The sequence below is a fragment of the Amycolatopsis sp. MtRt-6 genome (assembly GCF_017308975.1).
Classification (GTDB): Bacteria; Actinomycetota; Actinomycetes; order Mycobacteriales; family Pseudonocardiaceae; genus Amycolatopsis.
Window position 1 is genome coordinate 378,308 of the sequence record NZ_JADWPD010000003.1, and the last position, 18,756, is coordinate 397,063.

Sequence of the window (18,756 nt, forward strand, 5' to 3'; positions counted from 1 at the left end):
CCGCACGAGCATCCCGCCATGCTGATCGACTTCGCGCCGGCTCCGGCGCGCACGCGCGAGAGCCGCGCGGTCCCCTACGTCGTCGCCACGGTCGCCTTCGCCGGGTACGCCGCCTGGTCGCTGCAGCGGCTGCGGACGTTCGACGCGAGCGGGTTCGACCTGGGGATCTTCGAACAGGCGGTGCGGTCCTACGCGCACGGCCACTGGCCGGTGTCGGACCTGCTCGGCCCCGGCGCGCCGACGCTCGGCGACCACTTCCACCCGATCCTCGCGCTGCTGGCGCCGCTCTACCTGCTGTGGCCGTCGCCGGGGTGCCTGCTGGTCGCCCAAGCCATGCTGTTCGCGCTGTCCGCGGTGCCGGTGACGCGGTGTGCGATCCGGCTGCTCGGCACCCGCCGGGGTGCGCTCGTGGGCGCCGGGTACGTGCTGTCGTGGGGGCTGCTGTCCGCGGTGAACTTCGACTTCCACGAGATCTGCTTCGCCGTCCCGATGCTGGCGTTCACCGCCGAGCACCTGTTGCACGAGCGGTGGCGGCCCGCGGTGTGGTGCGCGTTGCCGCTGGTGCTGGTCAAGGAGGACCTGCCGCTGACGCTCGCCGCGGTCGGCGTGGTCCTGGTGCTCAACCGCCGGCGCCGGCTCGGCTGGACGGTGATCGTCTTCGGTGTCGTCACGTCCGCGTTGCTGTTCCTGGTGGTGCTGCCGGCGCTGAACCCGGCCGGCGCGTACGCGCACGGCGGCGGCCTCAACCCGTTCGGCGGGGCGATCGTGAAGGTGTCGATGCTGCTGGCCCTGCTGGCGCCGACGGCGTTCGCGGCCCTGCGGTCGCCGCTGCTCCTGCTGGCGGTCCCGACGCTGCTGTGGCGGCTGGTCTCGGCGAACGACCGCTACTGGGGCATGGGCTACCACTACAGCGCGGTGCTGATGCCGATCGTGTTCATCGCCGGCGTGCACGGCGCCCGGCGGCTCAAGCGCTATCTGCCGGCGTGCGCGGTGGTCGTCGGGCTGGCTTCGCTGGGCCTGCAGGCGGCGCACCTGACCGACGGCGTCTGGACGCCGGCGCAGCGAGCCGGCATCGACGCGGTCCTGGCCCGCATCCCGGACGGCGCGACGGTGCTGGCGTCCAACCGGCTGGCCCCGCACCTGACGTCCCGCTGCACGGTGCTGTTCTTCGACGGCGTGACCGGCGAGCGGCCGGAGTGGGTGGTCGTGGCGCAGCCGGAGCAGTCCTGGCCGACGACGCTCGCGACGAAGGCCGCGGCGCTGGCCGAGCTGGAGGACACGGGGTACGAGCGCGTCGACGGGACGGACGCCGTCGTGCTGCTCCACCGTGAGTAGGAAACTCGCAGCGGTAACCGGCCAGTCGGGGGGCGTGCCGGCCGGTTACCGCCGCACCGAGGAAGAGGGAACCCTCCGCCAGGAATGACGCGCGGCCCCGCGCTTCACTCGATCGAGTGACACCGGGCCCGTCCCCAGGCAGCCTTGATTGGGTCTCACACATCGAGTGGCGCCACCCTAGGCTTAAATGTCACAATGACGAGGCACTTAAGTGCCACGCAGCTGTGACAAATAAGCGTAGGGCGACAGAAGTGACCCCCTGACTTGGGGCGCGGGCGGCTGTCAGCTGCGGCCGAAGCAGACGAACGGCATCAGCGGTTCCGCCCGGGCCGCGTCCGCCAGCGCCCGCGCCGGGGGTGTGCCGACCGACAGCGCCTTGTGGAACGCGAGCATCACGCCGCCCGCCGTGCGGTCGTCCACCCTGGCCACACTCGACACCACTGTGCGGCTTCCGCCGTAGAGCAGCGCCGCCGTGAAGCCGAGCACCTCGTCGCCCGCGCGGACCACCGCCTGGCCGACGTCGCACGACGACAGCACCACCTGCTCCGGTGCCGTCGCCAGCTGCTGGACGTCGTAGGCCATCAACGGCCCGTCGGCCAGGTTGAGGCGGGAAAACAGCACGTTTTCCCGCTCGTGGTGGCCGTGCGCGGCGAAGTGGGCCAGGCGGCAGCCGTCGAACGCCTTGAGCGTGGCCGCCACCGTGGCGTCCGGGCCGGTCAGGACCTCGGCGTCCGGGTACAGCGGGGCCAGCCGGGCGACCTCCGCCTCCGCGTGGGTCAGGTCCGAGCCCGCGACCAGCAGCGGCGCCCCGGTCGCCCGGCCGGACCGGCGGCCGGCGTCGAACCAGGCCGACGACGACGGCGTGACCGTCACGGGGCGGCCGCGCAGCGTCGGCAGCAGCCCCCACGGGATCGCCGACAGCGCGCCGGTCGGCACGACGACCACGTCGAGGTCGCCGAGCCGGGACGCCAGCGGGGCCAGCAGGATCGCGTCCAGCGCGGTGACCTGCGTCCGCACCGACCGGCGGATGACCTGATCCAGCTTCGGCGGCAGCTGGCGCCCGCACAACGCGTCGAGGTCGCTGTGCAGCCGCGCGACCGGCTCCGCCACGGCCGACGCCGGGCCGAGCTCGACCAGCGCCACCCGGTGGTGGGCGATCACCTGCGCGCACAACGCGCCGCGGTCGGCGAGGAAGCAGACCATCGCGCTGCCGGTCTCGGCCAGCTCGTCGCCGATTTCGCGCAGCTTCGCCTCGACGTGGCCGGCGGTCACGCCCTCGGCCTGCCAGCCCTTGGCGCGGATCTCCCGCTCCAGCGCGGCACACCGCTTGACGGCCTGGGTGTCCGGCTTCCCGGCCAGCTCGCCCGCGCGGATCTGCATCGAGAGGAACCGCAGCTCGGCGACGGCGTCGACGATCTCCGGGTGGGACGGCGGGCGCACCGGCCGGAACCGGAACGCCTGGGCGCGCGAGCGGTCGAGCCAGCGGAACACGACACCCGGCGAGCGCTGGGCGAGCGCCGCGGCGAGCCCGGCGTCGGCGAGTTCCTTGCCCAGCGACGTCGTCCCGGTCTGCAGGTCGACGCTGCCGAAGCGGCTGCGGTGCCGCTGCAGCTGCGTCAGGCCGGCCCGCGCGTTCGCGAACGTCACGCGCCGGTGGCCGCTCGCCGCCCCGAGCTCGGCGAGCGCGAGCCGCCGCACCAGGCGGTTCTCCAGCGGCGCGGTCCGGCGGTCGCGCGGGGCGATGCCGGCGCGGGCGCCGTCGAGGTCGCCGAGCGCGATCCGGGCCCGCGCGGCCAGGAGCGCGGCGATTTCCGCGTCGTTGCGCAGGCCCAGCCCGGTGAGCCGGTCCGCGAGCGCGGTCGCCTCCGCGCCGATGCGGGCGATCCGGCGGCCGGCCGCGAAGTCCGCGCGCAGCACCGTCAGCTGAGCCACCGCCGCCCAGGTTTCGTTGCCGCGACGGCGAAAGCGGCGTTCGGCCCGGCCGGCCCAGCTCCGCGCGGCAGCCGGGTCGCCGCTCGCCAGCGCGGCCAGCGCCCTGGTCAGCTCGGCCTCGGCGTGTTCCTGGTTCATCCGCAGCCGCGGGAACTGCTCGAGCGCGGCGTCGAGTTCGGCGGCGGCTTCGTGCGGCAGCCCGGCGGCCAGCAGCGCCCGCGCCTTGTCGACGGCCAGCACCGGCAGCATCCCGACGCTCTGCTCGGCGTAGAACCCGCTCGCCGCGTCGAAGTCGCGCAGGGCGCCGGGGATGTCGCCGGTGAGCACCCGCGCCTGCCCGCGGCCGTGCGCGGCCTTGGCGAAGATCCTGGCCAGGCCGTCTTCCTGGGGGTGGCTCGCCCCGATCTGCTCGCACTGGTCGAGGTCGGCGAGCGCGAGCCGGACGCGCCCGGCGTACTGGTGCAGCATCGCGCGGTTGAGCAGCGTCCTGGCGAGCACGACGAACTCACCGGCCTGCCGCAGCAGCGGGATGGCCTCGTCGAAGCAGGTCAGCGCCTCGTCCATGCGACCGATCAGGATGAGCACGAGACCACGTTGCTGACGCAGGATCCCGCGCCCGGCGTCCGACACGAGGGCGTCGGCCTCGTCGAGCAGGGCTAGCCCGCGCGCGCTGTTGCCGAGCGCGGTTTCGACGGCGGCGTAGGTGCCGAGCACGCGTGTCGCGAGGTCAGGCCAGGCGGGCCACCCTTTCGGTGGTTCCGTGGCGGGCAGGCCCAGCAGCCTCGCGGCGGACCGGATCAGCCGGCCGCCGACCACGGGCTGGCCGTCGTTGGTCGCCGCGACCGCACGCCGGTGCAGGTCGCGGACCCGGTCTTCGACCGTCGGCGACACGACCAAGGGCTGCCCTTTCGGCCCGGGGAAGGACGCCCCGGATCGTACCTCCGAGTCAGAGGTATCAGGCAGTTCTTGCAGACTGCGGCACCATGGCGAACGAATCCCCCGCGCCGACGGTCGTCGACGCCCTGCCCCGCCGGTACCGCGGGATCGTCGTGGAGCTGCTGGCCGACCGCGCTCCGGACCTGCTGGCCGCGCTGCGCAGGCAGGAGAAACCGACGCTCGCCCAGCAGGAAGCGGTGCTCGAAGTGCTGGCCGATGCCTTCGTCGACAACCTCGGCCCGTGGGACGAACCCACCCCGCGAGGTGCGCTCATCGACGACGCGCTCGGCGCGTTCCTCGAGCAGTGGCCCGCGGAGGACCTCACCGACGAGTGACCCGAACCGCGTCACTGCCCGCCGTGTTGCCCCTCCAATCACGCGTGTCGCCCTTCCAATCACGCGTGTTGCCCCTCCGATCACGGGTGACCGGCCCGCGCTCAGAGTTCGATCGCCGGCGTGCTCACCGTCCTGGTCCGGCCGGCCGTGCGGACCAGCACCTGCACCATCCCGTGTGGGACCCCGCTCACCGCGAACCGGCCCTCCGCGTCCGACGTCGTCACCAACGGTCCCGAGCTCGTGCGGACCTCGATCGGGTGGGCGGCCGGTGGCGTGAGCCAGCCGTCCAGGCGGATCTTGCCCCCGGGTTCCGGGCTCACGTTCACCATGATCGTCAGGCTCTCGCTGTCGAACGTGATCAACCTGCCCTGCTCGGCGGCGCTGCGCGCGCCCGCGCAAACCACCTCCTCCCGGATGCGCATCACCTCCAGGTCGACGTCCTCCAGCCGGATCGCGAAGCGGATCTGGTCCACCAGCGTGGCGGGCATCGGGTCGGCGTCTTCCCACAGCTCGCGCACGCCGGCCAGCAGCCGGAAGTCGAGCTCGTCCAAGGGCTCGTCAGCGCCTGGTGGTTCGACGGTGGTCACAGCCAATCTCCTTCGCCGTTGGCGAGTAGCTGCTCGCGCAGGCGCGCGAGGCAGCGTCCCCTGGTCGGGCCGATACTCCCCCTCGGCATCCCCAGCCGGGCGCCGACTTCGGCGTAGTCCGGCCGGTGCACGAACGCCACGATCCGCAGCAGGCTGCGGCAGCGTTCGGGCAGGTTGTCCACCGCGCGCCACAGCCGCACGCGCTGGTCCTCGCTCAGCACCCCCTCCTCGGGTGCCGGCGATGCTTCGGTCAGCCGCTCCGGGAGCTCCGGCAGCGGCCGCTCGACCTGGCGCCGTTCCCCAGTGCGCCAGGCCTCCCGCTTGGTGACGGTGATCAGCCAGCCGGTCAGCGCGACCGGCGACCGGATCTCCTCGAACGAGCCGAGCAGCCGCAGCCACGTCGTCTGCACGACGTCGGCCGCCTGGTCGGCGTCCAGGCCCTGGTCACGCGCCACCTGCCAGAGCAACGGCGTGAGCAGGGCGACCAGCTCGTCCAGCGCCGCGCGGTCGCCCTCCCGCGCGGCGTCGAACAAGGTCGCCACGCGAGCGTGGTCGGTCCTGGCCACGTTCACAGCGCGCCCAGCGCGGTCCAGGCGCGCTTGACGACGGTCTCGCGGTCGACCGTGGCCAGGTCACCGGACTGCAGCAGGGCCTTGCCGAGCTCGGCGGCGGCCAGCGGCGCGGCGAACGACGTCCCGTCCCAGACCGCGAAGCCGGCGCTGTAGTCGTCCGGGTCGAAGGAGTTGCGGCCGAACCCGGGCACCTCGTGGTCGGCGGCCGCGGTGCCGCGGACGTCGGTCGGGTACGTGCTGACGACGCCGGCACCGGTCGCCCAGGCGCGCACCCACGGGCCTTCGTTGGAGAACAACGCCTTGCTCCCGGTGACGTCGGGGTTGAGCGCGCCGACGCTGATCACCTGCGGGCCGCTGCCGCCGCCGAGCGGCTGGTCGGCGAACGCCGCCGGGTAGAACCGGCGGGTGGTGGCGTCGTTGCCCGCCGCGGCGACGACGAGCACGCCAAGACCCAGCAGCTCGGCGATGGCCGCGCCGAACTGGCCGGTGTAGGCGACGTCCGCCGGGTTCTCCTCGTAGTAGCCCAGCGACAGCGAGACGACGTCGACCATGTCTTCCGGCCGGTTGTCCGCCTGTGCCGCCCGGACGCGATCGGCCAGCAGGTGCAGCGCGAGCAGCACGTCGGCCTCGTACGCGACGCCGTCGCTGTGCACCACGCGGATCGCGAGGGTGTCGGCTTCGGGGCAGGCCTGCCGGACGATGCCGGCGATGAACAGGCCGTGCCCGGTGTCGGTGTCGACGTCGCCGATCAGCGGCTGGCCGGTCGTCGGCGCGTCCCAGTAGTCCGGGAGCAGCTGGGTCGGCAGCGTGGCGCCGGACGCGAGCTGGGCCTGCAGGATCGCCGCCTGGATGCCCGGCGCGACGGCGAGCCCGGACCCCGCGGGCGGCGGTCCGCTGCGGTCGGCGAGGCCGAACCACGGGTGCGGGCCGATGCCGGTGTCCAGCACGGCGATCACCGGCCGCCGGTGCTCGGGCTTCTCGCTGCGGTACGGCGGAGCCGCGGCCAGCGTCACCGGGATCCGGTTGGCGCCGCGAGTGCGGCCGTAGGAGCTGCCCGCGCCGAACCCGCTGGTCTCCCAGGGTGTGCCGCCGAGGCCGCTGGTCTCCCAGGGGACCCCGCCGAACACCGGCGTGCTGAACAGCAGGTGCTCCGGCGAGATCCGGGCCACCACCTGGTTCAGCTCCGGCCGCTCGGCCGACGCCGCGGCCTTCAGCAGCTGGATTGCCTTCCAGCAGTCGACGACGACCGGATCGGCGTCTTCGCGGACGCGCAGCGCGACCCGGACGGGCAGGTCGTCGAGCTGCCGGACGCGGGCCACTTCCGCCGTGTCGACGACGACCGGATCGGCGTAGAGCCCGATCCGGGCGAGGACGTCGTCGATCGCGCCCAGCGTCTGCTGGTCGCGGAGGTACCGCTGCGGGACGAGGAACACGCCCGGCCGGTACACGGTGGTGCGCGGGGCCGGCTGCCCGGCCGCGACGACGGCGGTCGCCGGGTCCAGCACGCGCGCGCCGTGCCGGTCGAGCAACTGCCGGGGCGGGGCCGGGAGCTGGTTGAGCGTGCTCGCGTCCTCCACCGCTGCTTCCGCGGTCTCGTCCCGCACGAACCTGACGACCATCGGGTCCACCCTCCTGCTGCCTTCGCCCCCGTCACTGATCACCAACGGCACCCGGAAAAGACCCGCGGGCCGCCACTGGGATACGACACCGGCATCACGACTGCGTAACGGCGACGGCAAACGGGTGACGACGTATCTGGCGCCCCTGCCTCACCCACTTGGCCCTCCGGAAGTCACGAGTCCATCGGGGAGATCACCATGGTTGTGCTCCGGTCGAGCACGCACGAAGCCGCCTTCACACCGGAACCGGCGACCGGCGGTGGCTGCTTCACCGTGCCACTCGACCTGCCGCCCGGTCCCGGCGGCAGCGCGCCCGCGCTCGCGCTGCACTACGCGACCGGCGCGCCGAACGGCCCGTTCGGCGGCGGGTTCACGATCCCGCTGCCGCACGTCGGGCCGCCGGACGACCCCGCGCCGCACGGCGCCGCGGGCCGGCTCGTCCGCCGCGGTGACGGCTTCCTGCTCACCACCCGATCGGGCCTCCGGCACTTCCTCGCGCCCGGCGACGACACGACCTGGTACCTCGACCGCACCGAGGACGCCTTCGGCACCACGACGGCGTTCGGCTGGGCGCACCACAGCGGCCAGGCCTACCTCACGCGCGTCTCCTACGGCCCGTACGAGGTGGAGTTCACCTACGAGCCGCGGCCGGACGTGCTGCGCCGCGGCCGCGGCGGCACCCTCGTCACGACGGCGCTGCGGTGCGCGCGGATCGACCTGCGGGTGCCCGGCTCGGCGCGGCCGCTCGTACGGCGGTGGGCCCTCGGCTACGACGCCGACGACGTCACCGGCGCGTCCCTGCTGACGTCGGTGGCGCTCACCGGGTTCGACACCCAGGGCACCGAAACCGCCGCTCCGGCGCTGCGGCTGGCCTACGCCACCGTCGACGCCCCGCCGGCGCCGCGGCTCCGGCTGACCGCGCGGGCGCGGTCCGGCGGCGGGGTGTCCGTGCTCGACGCCGTGCCGTACCACCCCCTCGAAGAGCTGCCCCGCGCCGGACGGCTGTGCGAAATCGACAACGGGACGGGCCTGCGCACCGCCATCGAATACGCGACCGTGGCGTCGGTGCCCGTGGTCCGGCGGGTCTCGCAGCGCGAAGCGGTCACCGGCCACGTGGGCGTGACCGAGTTCGAGTACCACGACAGCAAGCTGCCGGTCTTCGGCCGCGTCGTCCAGGACGAGCTCGGCGACGAGTACGCGCCCACCCTGCGGACCGTGCGCTGGTTCGGCGACGACGGCTTCCTGGCCAAGGAGGAGACCTACGGCCTCGACGGCTCGCCGGCGGCGACCCGGCCGTACCGCCGTGTCGAGCACCGCCGCCGTCCACAGTGGACGCGTTCGGTGACGACGGAGTTCGAGCGCCGGGAGACGCCGGTTTCGGTCACCACGACGGAGACGGCCTTCGACCCGGCCGGCAACCCGACCCGGGAGGTGGAGACGACCGAGCGGCCCGGCCACGACCCGGTCGTGCGCGAGACGCGGACGAAGTACGCGACCGACCCCGAACACCGGTTCGCCGCGCTCCCGGCCCGGGTCCGCGCGGTGGACGGCACCGGGAAAGTCCTCTCCGACACGATCTTCCGCTACGACGAAGAGCCCGACGGCCTCGCCGGATCCCACGGCTTCCGCACCGCGCGGGAGGAGCTGGTGCTCACCGACGCGCTCGTCGCCGACGTCTACGGCGCGCGCCCGCCGGACCTGCGGCACCACGGCTACCACCGCCGTCCCGGCGAGGAAGGCTGGTGGGTCACGACCTTCCACGGGCGGCTCGGCTCGGTCGCCGGGCTGCGCACCACGACGACCGACCCGCTCGGCCACACCCGCGAGGTCCGGTATTCGGCCGACCGGTGCTTTCCCGAGGTGGTCACCGATCCCCTCGGGAACGTGACGATCACCCGCCACGACGTCCGCACCGCGCGGGTGTGCGAGGTGACCGACCCGGCGGGGGCGGTGACCACGCTGACCCACGACCCGCTGGGCCGCCCCGAAACGGTCGTGCGGCCGGGCGACTCGGCGGAGCTGCCGACCGTCCGGTACCGCTACGACGGCACCCGCGTCACCACCGAGCAGCGCGCGGTGTCCGGCGAGGCGGAGGTGCTGGTGACCGCGGAGCTGCGCGACGGCGCCGGGCGGCTGCTGGAGCGGCGGCACGCGGAACTGCTCGGCGACGTCGTCGACGAGCACCACGAGTACTGCGCGCGCGGCCTGGTGTGCCGGACCAGCCGGGCGTTCCGGGACGGCGATCCGCTGCCCCCGCCCGAGGAGTTCCGGTACGACGCGCTGGGCCGCCCGCTGCCCGTCCGGGAAAGCCGGCTCGAAGAGGAAGCCGGCGTGCCCGACCTGCTCGGCCGCGAGCTGCGCGGTTCGGATGGTTCGGTGCACGTCCGGGACGCGGCCGGCAACGTCGTCGAGTCGCGGACCACGGGCGGGCACACGGTGTTCCGGGTGCGGGACGCGGCCGGCCGGGTGGTCGCGGTGCTGGTCGACGACCCGCGCGGCACGCCGGTCACCACGTGCACCCACCACGACGGCGGGCTCGCGGTGCCGCTCGGCGCGGGGCCGCACAGCTGCGGGCGGCTGGTGCGCGTCACCGACGAATGCGGCGTGACCCAGTTCGGCTACGACGCGCTCGGCCGGCCCGCCGAGAAGCGCTGGCGCCCGGCGCACGTGGCCGTCGAGTACCGGCTCGACGTGACCCGCCGGGCCGACGGCCGGGTGTCCGAAGTGGTCTACCCCGACGCCGGCGACGGGCGGCTGGCCGTGCGGCACCAGTACGACGAGGTCGGCAGGCTGGTGTGCGTGCCCGGCTTCGTCGACGCCGTCTCCTACGACCTGAGCGGCCGCCGCACCGCGGTGCACTACGCGAACGGCGTCAGCGAGCACTGGGCCGACGGGCGGCACGTGCTCACCGGGCCGGGCGGGCTGGTGCGCGACATCGAGCCCGGGCCGGCGCCGGAGACGTTGTCCGGCAGCGAGATCCGGGACGCGTTCGGCCGGCTGCGCGGGGTGCACGGCGACGGTGTCAACGCGCTGTACAGCTACGACCACACCGGCCGCCGCGTCCGCACCCTGGTCACCAACGGCTCGCGCATCCGCGAGGTGCTGTCCCCGGACGACCGGTACGCCATCGAGGACGGCGAGCTGGTGGTCGTGATCGCGGACGCGGTGCGGCGGTACGCGGACGGCCGCACCCGCTACCTGCACTTCGCCGACACGGGCGGGCTCGCCCTGGTGACGGACGAGTCCGGCGCGGTCGTCGACGACGTCAGTCTTGCCGGTCCAGCACGGCCAGGTCCAGCCGGCTGAGGCGGTCCGGGTCGGCGACGATGTCGATCTCGACGATCCGGCCGCCCGCGACCGTGAAGCCCAGCACCGAAAACGGACGGCCCTCGCGGGTGGCCACCACGCCCGCCGCGCCGTTGACCAGGGCGCGGTGGACCACGCCGCCGCCGGCGTTGAGGCGCGAGAACGTGAGCGCCTGGTTCGCCACCGCCGCCGCGCCGCGGACCTCGACCGAGCCGCCCCGGGCCGAGCCGTGGTCGGCGCGCAGCACGACGTCGGAGTCCAGCACCGAGACCAGCGCGTCGAAGTCACCACGGCGGGCGGCCGCCAGGAAGGCGTCGACGACTTCGCGCTGGCGGGCGCGATCGGGGTCCGGCGCGACCGGGGCGCCCTGGACCCGCCGCCGGGCGCGGCTGGCCAGCTGCCGGGTCGCCGGCTCGGACCGGCCGACGATCGCGGCGATCTCGTCGAACGGCATCGCGAACATGTCCCGCAGCACGAAGGCCAGCCGCTCGGCCGGGATGAGCGTGTCGAGCACGACCAGTAGCGCGAGGCCGACGGAGTCCGCGATCAGCGCCTCGTGCTCGGGGCCACCGTCCTCGCGGCTGACGATCGGGTCGGGCACCAGGGTTTCCCACGGCTCTTCGCGCCGGGCCTTGCGGGAGCGCAGCATGTCGAGGCAGACCCGGCCGACGACGGTGGTGAGCCACCCACCGAGGTTCTCGACGGCCGCGGAGTCGCTGCGGCTGAGCTTCAGCCACGCCTCCTGGACGGCGTCCTCGGCCTCGGCCAGCGAACCCAGCATCCGGTAGGCGACGGACCGCAGGTGGTCGCGGTGGGTTTCGAAGCTGCGGGCCAGCAGGTCCTCGTTCACTGTTCGTCCTTTCGCGGTGCGATCACCACCTTGACGGACGCGGGCGCAGGTTTGTGATAGATCAGACGATTGTGTGCCGATGAGCGGCATCATCCCTTGACGTACGATATATGACCAACCAATCATCGGATCTCTCCGAACGAGGAGGTCCCTTGAGAATCCGACTGCCTGCCTGCCTCGCCGCCGCCGTCGCGCTGGTGGCGAGCCTGGTCAGCCCCGCGTACGCCGAGCTGTACCACCCGCGCCAGGACTGGCTGCGGGCCTCGACGGCCGGGCTTTTCCTGCACTGGGGCATGTTCACCGCGCCGCGGCACACCGACTGCGCTGCCTGGGAACGCGACGTCACCGGCGGCGGCTGGACGCCGGGCTACTGGATCGACGAGGCGAAGAAGCTGGGCGCGTCCTACGTCGTCCTCACCACCTTCCACAGCCGGCTGGGCTACGCGCGGCCGTGGCCGTCGACGATCCCCGGCAGCTGCTCGACGCAGCGCGACTTCCTCGGCGAGCTGATCGCCGCCGGCCGGGCCGAGGGCGTGCGGGTCATGCTCTACATGACCGACGATCCGCAGTGGCACAACGAAACCGGGCACGAGTCCCTCGACTCGGCCGCCTACTCGGCGTACAAGGGCAAGCCGGTCGACCTGACCACCCGCCCGGGCTTCGGCGAGTACAGCTACGACCTGTTCGACGAGGTCATGGACCGCTACGCCGGCCTCGCCGGGTTCTGGATCGACAACGACAACGAATACTGGGAGCAGCACGGGCTCTACGAGCGCGTCCGCGAGAAGCGGCCGTCCTGGTTGCTGAGCAACAACAACGAGGACACGCCGATCATGGACACGGTCAGCAACGAGCAGAAGACCGGCATGACGCCGTCGTACGACTACCCGCAGGCGGTCTACACGCCGATGCCGCGGCTCACCGAGGCGGACTACAAGCTGCCGACCAGCGGCGACTGGTGGTACAGCGGCGGCGACCAGGCCGTCGACTTCCGGCTCTCCACCGGCCGCTACATCACGAACGCGGGCTCGTCGATCAAGTCGCTGATGGCCGAAACCGCGATGCTCAACGGCAGGTTCCCGCCGCAGCAGGAGGCGTTCAACAACTTCATGGCGTCCTGGCGGCAGCCGATCCGGGAATCGCTCGAAGGCACCGAGGGCGGCGGGTACATGTACGGCGGGCTGCAGCCGGGCTTCTGGAACGACGGCGCGCACGGCGTGATCACCGTGAAACCGGGGGCGCAGTACGTGCACGTCCTGACGCGGCCGTCGACGAACCTGGTCCGCCTGCGGGACAACGGCTACCGCGTCACCGGCGTGTCCGACCTGCGGACCGGCAAGCCGATGCGGTTCGCCCAGTCCGGCGGCTATCTGTCCATCCTGGACATCCGCGACTGGGACGCCTACGACACGGTGTTCAAAGTGGACACGGCTGGACAGCAGTACTTCTACGACAAGAGCACCATCAAAGCTTCGGCACCAAGCCTCGTCGACGGCAGTTACCTGACCTACTGGGACGCGGGTGGGCAGCTGCCGGTGTCCGTGACGCTGGACCTGGGCCGGAAGCGGCCGGCGGCCTACCTGGCGGTGCACGAACGCGAGTCGTCCCCGACGTACGCGCGGGAGTCCTTCGGCCGCGCGGAGGACTCCGCACGCATCAAGGACTACCGCGTCCACGCCGGCGACGACGGCAAGACCTGGCGCACGGTCCGCACCGGCGCCCTGCCCAGCGCCCGCGGCGTCCAGTTCATCGACGTCGGCGAGGTGCACGCGCGGTACCTGAAGCTCGAGGTGCTGAACACGTGGTCCGGCCCGCAGGCCAAGCCGTACTACCGGCAGCTCGCGCTCGACGAGATCGACGTCGCCTACGGCTACCCCGACCCGCGCGGCGAAGTGCCGCTGGAAGCCGAGTCGTGGCGCAACGGCTTCGAAGGCAAGGCGACGCCGGTGTGGTGCGAGGCGTGCTCGGGCACGAACGCGGTGACCGGCCTCGACCGCGGCGCGGTCGTCTTCCGCGACGTCCAGGCCACGGGTCCCGCGCGGCTGCAGCTGGACACGACGGGACCGGGCACGCTCTCGGTGAGTGTCAACGGTGCGGCCCCGATCACGGTCGCCGCGCCGGGGGCGATCCCGGTACCGCTGAACGCCGGCGCCAACACGATCAGGGTCTCCGGGACGGCGGACCTCGACCGGATCGCCGTGGCGCCGATGCCACCCGAGTCGTACACCCCGAAGACGACGTTGACCGTGCAACCCGCCGGCATCCAATGGGTTTCGCCCGGTCAGCAGTCTCTGCAGATCATCGCGTCGCTGCGGCTGGACGTCGACGACCCGATCGACCAGGTGTCGCTGGCGCCGGTGGTCCCGGCGGGCTGGACGCTCACCGGCGGCGCCGTCACCGCGTCCCGTCTGGGGCTCGGGCAGGTCCTGAACGGCTCCTGGACGGTGACCGCGCCGGCGGCCCAGGACGTGAGCATCCCGGTGACGGCCTCCTTCCGGACGCTCGGGCGCGCGAAGTCCGTCAGCAAGCCGGTGCCGGTCCGGCTCCGGCCGGCGGACCGGGTGTTCATGCGCGAGGCGGAGGACTCGGCGAACGACGTCGGCGACGCCGGCGTCACGAACTGCTCGCCGTGCTCGGGCGGCCAGAAGGTGCGCAACATCGGGCCGGGCGCGGCGGTGACCTTCCCCGGTGTGGTTGTTCCCGCGGCCGGGCAGTACACGCTGTACCTGGACTTCACCGTCAACGGCGACCGGTCGTACTTCGTGTCGGTGAACGGCGGCGCGCCGGTGGAGGTGAAGGTCAGCGGCGCCGGGAACAACACCCCGTACACCACTTCGGTCCCGGTGACGCTGACCGCGGGCGCCAATACGCTCCGGATCGGCAACGACCGGGCGGGCGCCCCGGATCTGGACCGGGTTTCACTGTGTTAGCTCCCGCAGCACCCGGGCCGGGTCGAGCTCGACGGCCGGCCACGTGCCCGGGTGCCGGCCCGGCTCGCTCCACGCCACGGCGACCCAGAGGTCGGCGTAGTCACCACGCGCGACGCGGGGCAGCCGCCAGGTGAGCCGGCCGCCGGTCCGTTCGACGGCGTCCCCGCCGAGCAGCCGCGACCAGTACGGCGGCACGTGCTGCCCGGCCCGCGAGTACCGCCGCAGCAGTTCGGCGCCGGGACCGCCGACGCTCACGACGGCGTCGGCGGTCTCGGCGCTGAAGGCGCTTTCCCAGGTGCGGTCCTCTTCGGGCGCCCCCGCCAGCTCGGCCTCGACGACGAACTCGCCGACGTCCTCCCTGGCCAGCACCCGGAAGAGGACGGCTTCCCGGGTGACCCCGCCCGGCCCGGACGCGGTGCGGCCGGACAGCACGTCGAGCCGCGCGGACTCGGACCGCCACCGGCACAGCCGCGCCCCGGAGCGGAGCCCCCAGGTCAGCTCTGGTCTCGCGGGCACGACCCAGCCCGCGAGGTGGACGGCGAACCGCACGTCCCCGAGCGGGGTGCCGACGTCGAGCGCGCGCGGAGCCGTCCGCACCAGGACTTCGGTGTCCAACATGGACACATCCTCACCCCGGGCGCGGACCGGCGAAAACGCGCCGCCCGAACGTCACCCGACCGGGGCCCCGGCCCGCGAGGGGACACTTTCACGTGGAAGTACCCCCTCGGGGGTCAGAAGGCGAAGGTGGCGTCGGGGGTGCCCAGTCCGGTCGGCCCGTCGTACCCGGTGCCTGCCGTGCAGAGGTACGCCCCGCCGCAGCTGCCGTTCGAGCCCGACGTCACGTCGTTGAGCCCGCCGGCGTGCGCGTACGGGTACGAGCCCGACGTCACCGAGTTCCCGGCCAGCGCGTACACGCTCGCGACCACCGGCGACGACAGGCTCGTGCCGCCGACCTGCACCCAGCCGTCCGCGCCCTGGGCGAGCCCCAGCGACAGCAGGGTGTCGCACCACGAGGAGCTGCCGCAGCTGTTGCAGGTGTCGTACACCCCGAGGCCGGTGGCCGGGTCCGCGACCGCCGAGACGTCCGCCACCGTCCGCTTCGCGCACGCGGTGTCGTGCTGCCAGGACGGCTTCGCCTCCAGCGTGGAACACCCGCTGCCGCTGCCCTTCCACGCCGTTTCGGTCCAGCCGCGGGTGGTGGTCGTGGCCTTCTTCAACGTCGTCCCGCCGACCGCCGTGACGTACGGCGACGACGCCGGCCAGCTGACACCGTAGCCGGAGTCGCCCGAGGACGCCGTGACCGCGACGCCCGGGTGGTTGAGGTGCGCGTCCGCGGCGAGGACCGTCGAGTCCTCGGCGCCGCCGTAGCTGTTGGAGATCGCCACCACGCCCGGCGTCGCCGCGGCCGTGTCGACCGCCGTCATCAGCGGATCCGTGTCCGGGCAGGTCGCCGACACCGCGTCGAGGTCGAGGCCGATCTCCATCGCCCAGCCGTAGCCGGGCGCGGGCAGCGGGCTCGCCGCGCCGTTCTGGTTGACCTTCTTGAAGCAGCCGTTGGCCGTCGTGCACGGCGAAAGCCCGCGCGCGGTCCGGAACCGCGCCAGGTCGGCCTCGGCGGTGGGCGCGTCCTGAGCGTCCACAATGGCCACTGTCCGGCCGTTCGCGTGCAGCCCGCCGAGGTGGTAGGCGGCCTGGAGCTCGGCCGGCCCGTAGCCGACCGGGGTCGAGACGACCAGCGGGCCCGCCCCCTTGGGCGACCGGATCGCCTTGCCGAGGCAGTGGAACTTGCCGGAGGTGGCACAGCCGCGGAGACACCATGGCCTACTCCTCGGCAGGAGAAGAGGTGTGACAGCGGATCGTCGCATGTCACCCGGCCGTGGTCACCCATCGACGGCGGAATGAGTGCCAACCTGCCGACATTGGTCCAGACAAAAGTTACCAAAAAGTGACTGTGGACCTCGCTGGACGGGAGCTACTTTGTTGTGACTCGCAACAAATGCTCGTGGATCCCCAACGGCGGAGGTGTCACGGCGTGAACCGGACCTTGGACAAGCTTCGACGACGCGGCCCGGCGCTCGCGCTCGTCGCCTCGGCGGTGCTGGTGGCGGCCGGGCTGAGTGCCCCGGCCGCGCTGGCCGCGGACGACTACACCCAGAGCGTCAGCCAGCCCAGCGCCAGTCAGGTGCAGATCAGCTTCACCCCGGCCACCCCGGCGCTGTACGTGGACGTCCACTACACCGGCGTCCCGGGCCTCGGCCAGCAGAACGTCCGGATGACCAACGGCTCGGGCACCTGGCGGACCACCGTCAACGGCCTGAGCAGCGGAAACGTCCTCGACTACTGGTTCACCTACGAGAAGAACGGCCCGCAGTACGACACTCCGCACTTCAGCTACACGGTCGGCGGTGGCACGACGACGGTCGCCGCGCCGACGTTCAGCCCACCCGGCGGCACCTACGCCAGCGCGCAGACGGTGACGATCGGCAGCGCCACCTCCGGCGCGACCATCCGGTACACAGTGGACGGCTCGACGCCCACCGCGTCCTCGCCGCTCTACAGTGGACCGATCAGCGTCCCGAACTCCCGCACGGTCAACGCGATCGCGCTCAAGGCCGGCATGACGACGTCGGCGGTGTCGAGCGCGATCTACACGATCGGCACCCAGGCGGGCTGCCCGGCGCAATCCGACAGCCCCAACTTCGGGCCGAACGTGCGGATCTTCGACCCGAGCATGTCCGCGGCGACCATCCAGGCGCAGCTGGACACCGACTTCAACAACCAGAAGGACACGCTCACCGCGCAGTTCGCCGAGCGCCGCGTCGCCCACCTCTTCAAGCCGGGCACCTACGGCGTGCACGACAACGTCGGCTTCTACACCTCGGTGGCGGGCCTCGGCCAGAACCCGGGTGACGTCGTCATCAACGGCGACATCACCGTGGACGCCTTCAACGCCTCCGACAACGGCGTCGCGCTGCAGAACTTCTGGCGCTCGGCGGAGAACATGGCCGTCAACCCCTCCAGCGGCAACGACCGCTGGGCGGTGGCCCAGGCGGCGCCGTTCCGCCGGATGGACATCCGCGGCGGGCTGCAGCTGTACCCGGCGAGCTACGGCTTCGCCAGCGGCGGCTACATCGCCGACACGAAGGTGTCCGGCCAGGCCGCGTCGGTGTCGCAGCAGCAGTGGTACACCCGCGACTCCGCCCTCGGCAGCTGGAACGGCGGCGTCTGGAACATGGTCTTCTCCGGCACCAGCGGCGCGCCGGCGACCACGTTCCCGAACCCGCCCGAGACCACGCTGGCCACCACGCCGGTCTCCCGCGACGTTCCCTACCTCTACGTCGACGGCACCGGCAAGTACCGCGTGTTCCTGCCGTCCCTGCGCACGAACGCGTCCGGCCCGAGCTGGGCGAACGGCAGCACGCCGGGTTCGTCGCTGCCGATGAGCCAGTTCTACGTCGTCAAGGCCGGCGACACGGCCGCGTCGATCAACAACGCCCTTTCCGCCGGCTGCAACCTGTTCTTCACCCCGGGCATCTATCACCTGAACCAGACGCTCAACGTGACCCGCGCCAACACGACCATCCTCGGCATCGGCTACCCGACACTGGTGCCCGACAACGGCGTCAACGCCATGCAGGTGTCCGATGTGGACGGCGTCCGGCTCAAGGGCCTGCTCTTCGACGCCGGCACGACGAACTCGCAGGCGCTGCTCACGGTCGGCCAGGCCGGCTCGTCGGCGAACCACGCGGCGAACCCGACGACGGTCCAGGACGTCTTCTTCCGGATCGGCGGCCAGATCGCGGGCAAGGCGACGAACAGCCTGATCGTCAACAGCGCCGACACGATCATCGACCACATCTGGGCGTGGCGGGCCGACCACGGCAACGCGGGCACCTACGGCTGGAATGTCAACACGGCCGACACCGGGCTCGTCGTCAACGGCGCGAACGTACTGGCCACCGGCCTGTTCGTCGAGCACTACCAGAAGTACCAGGTGATCTGGAACGGCCAGGGCGGCCGGACGATCTTCTTCCAGAACGAGATGCCCTACGACGTGCCGGACCAGGCGTCGTGGAACGCGCCGTCGGGTGTCGCCGGGTATGCCGCGTACAAGGTCGGGGCGAACGTGACGTCCCATGAGGCCTGGGGCCTGGGGAGTTACTGCTTCTTCGACACGAACCCGGCGGTGTCCAGCTACCACGCGTTCGAGGTGCCGGACACCAGCGGCGTCCGGTTCCACAGCCTGCTGACGGTGTCGCTCAACTACCGCGGCACGATCACGCACGTCATCAACGACACCGGCGGCGTCACGCCGTCGGGCACAGTGCCGGTCAACGTGGTCAGCTACCCGTAA

The 18,756-nt window shown here is 72.6% G+C and carries 12 protein-coding genes; 5 read left to right on the top strand and 7 right to left on the bottom strand.

Going from position 1 to position 18,756, the window contains the following annotated elements:
• Window positions 1-18: 18 nt before the first annotated feature.
• Window positions 19-1,335: a DUF2079 domain-containing protein gene (locus tag I4Q55_RS08090; RefSeq protein ID WP_206785378.1), complete on the top strand. Its 1,317-nt coding sequence runs from the start codon at window positions 19-21 to the stop codon at window positions 1,333-1,335.
• Window positions 1,336-1,617: 282 nt separating this feature from the next.
• Here the strand turns inward: I4Q55_RS08090 and I4Q55_RS08095 are convergent, their stop codons facing one another.
• Window positions 1,618-4,158, bottom strand: coding sequence for a CHAT domain-containing tetratricopeptide repeat protein (locus tag I4Q55_RS08095; protein ID WP_307793154.1), 2,541 nt, complete (start codon window positions 4,156-4,158; stop codon window positions 1,618-1,620).
• Window positions 4,159-4,250: 92 nt separating this feature from the next.
• On the opposite strand from I4Q55_RS08095, the gene I4Q55_RS08100 reads away from it, so the two are divergent.
• Entirely contained in the window at window positions 4,251-4,538 is a 288-nt protein-coding gene (locus I4Q55_RS08100; protein ID WP_206785380.1) for a hypothetical protein, read from the top strand.
• Between the two features lie 101 nt (window positions 4,539-4,639).
• Here I4Q55_RS08100 and I4Q55_RS08105 read toward each other — a convergent pair whose 3' ends face one another.
• The 3 genes from I4Q55_RS08105 to I4Q55_RS08115 are packed head-to-tail and all read right to left on the bottom strand — an operon-like array spanning window position 4,640 to window position 7,316.
• Entirely contained in the window at window positions 4,640-5,125 is a 486-nt protein-coding gene (locus tag I4Q55_RS08105; protein WP_206785381.1) for a hypothetical protein, read from the bottom strand.
• Complete coding sequence (locus tag I4Q55_RS08110) at window positions 5,122-5,697, bottom strand: RNA polymerase sigma factor (protein ID WP_206785382.1); 576 nt, start codon at window positions 5,695-5,697, stop codon at window positions 5,122-5,124. The genes I4Q55_RS08105 and I4Q55_RS08110 overlap by 4 nt, the downstream gene beginning before the upstream one ends.
• Window positions 5,694-7,316: a S8 family serine peptidase gene (locus tag I4Q55_RS08115; RefSeq protein ID WP_206785383.1), complete on the bottom strand. Its 1,623-nt coding sequence runs from the start codon at window positions 7,314-7,316 to the stop codon at window positions 5,694-5,696. Before I4Q55_RS08115 ends, I4Q55_RS08110 begins: the two co-directional genes overlap by 4 nt.
• A gap of 198 nt (window positions 7,317-7,514) precedes the next feature.
• On the opposite strand from I4Q55_RS08115, the gene I4Q55_RS08120 reads away from it, so the two are divergent.
• Window positions 7,515-10,622 (top strand): RHS repeat domain-containing protein, encoded by a 3,108-nt coding sequence (locus I4Q55_RS08120; protein WP_206785384.1) that lies wholly within the window; start codon window positions 7,515-7,517, stop codon window positions 10,620-10,622.
• On the opposite strand, the gene sigJ is transcribed toward I4Q55_RS08120, so the two are convergent.
• Window positions 10,582-11,472, bottom strand: coding sequence for an RNA polymerase sigma factor SigJ (gene sigJ / locus I4Q55_RS08125; protein WP_206785385.1), 891 nt, complete (start codon window positions 11,470-11,472; stop codon window positions 10,582-10,584). The genes I4Q55_RS08120 and sigJ overlap by 41 nt on opposite strands.
• Window positions 11,473-11,624: 152 nt before the next feature.
• Between sigJ and I4Q55_RS08130 the strand changes: the two genes are divergently transcribed.
• Window positions 11,625-14,402 carry an alpha-L-fucosidase gene (locus I4Q55_RS08130; RefSeq protein WP_206785386.1) on the top strand — a complete coding sequence of 926 codons (2,778 nt, stop codon included), beginning with the start codon at window positions 11,625-11,627 and terminating at the stop codon, window positions 14,400-14,402.
• On the opposite strand, the gene I4Q55_RS08135 is transcribed toward I4Q55_RS08130, so the two are convergent.
• On the bottom strand, window positions 14,391-15,020 hold the full coding sequence (locus I4Q55_RS08135) for a hypothetical protein (RefSeq protein WP_206785387.1): 630 nt from the start codon (window positions 15,018-15,020) through the stop codon (window positions 14,391-14,393). The two genes, I4Q55_RS08130 and I4Q55_RS08135, sit on opposite strands and share 12 nt — an antisense overlap.
• A 113-nt stretch (window positions 15,021-15,133) precedes the next feature.
• The gene (locus I4Q55_RS08140) at window positions 15,134-16,267 is read right to left on the bottom strand and encodes a peptidase S8 (protein WP_242545486.1); all 1,134 of its coding nucleotides are present in this window, start codon (window positions 16,265-16,267) and stop codon (window positions 15,134-15,136) included.
• Between the two features lie 167 nt (window positions 16,268-16,434).
• Here I4Q55_RS08140 and I4Q55_RS08145 point away from each other — a divergent pair, with 167 nt between their 5' ends.
• A complete protein-coding gene (locus tag I4Q55_RS08145; protein ID WP_206785388.1) occupies window positions 16,435-18,756 on the top strand; it encodes a chitobiase/beta-hexosaminidase C-terminal domain-containing protein in 2,322 nt (773 codons plus the stop codon).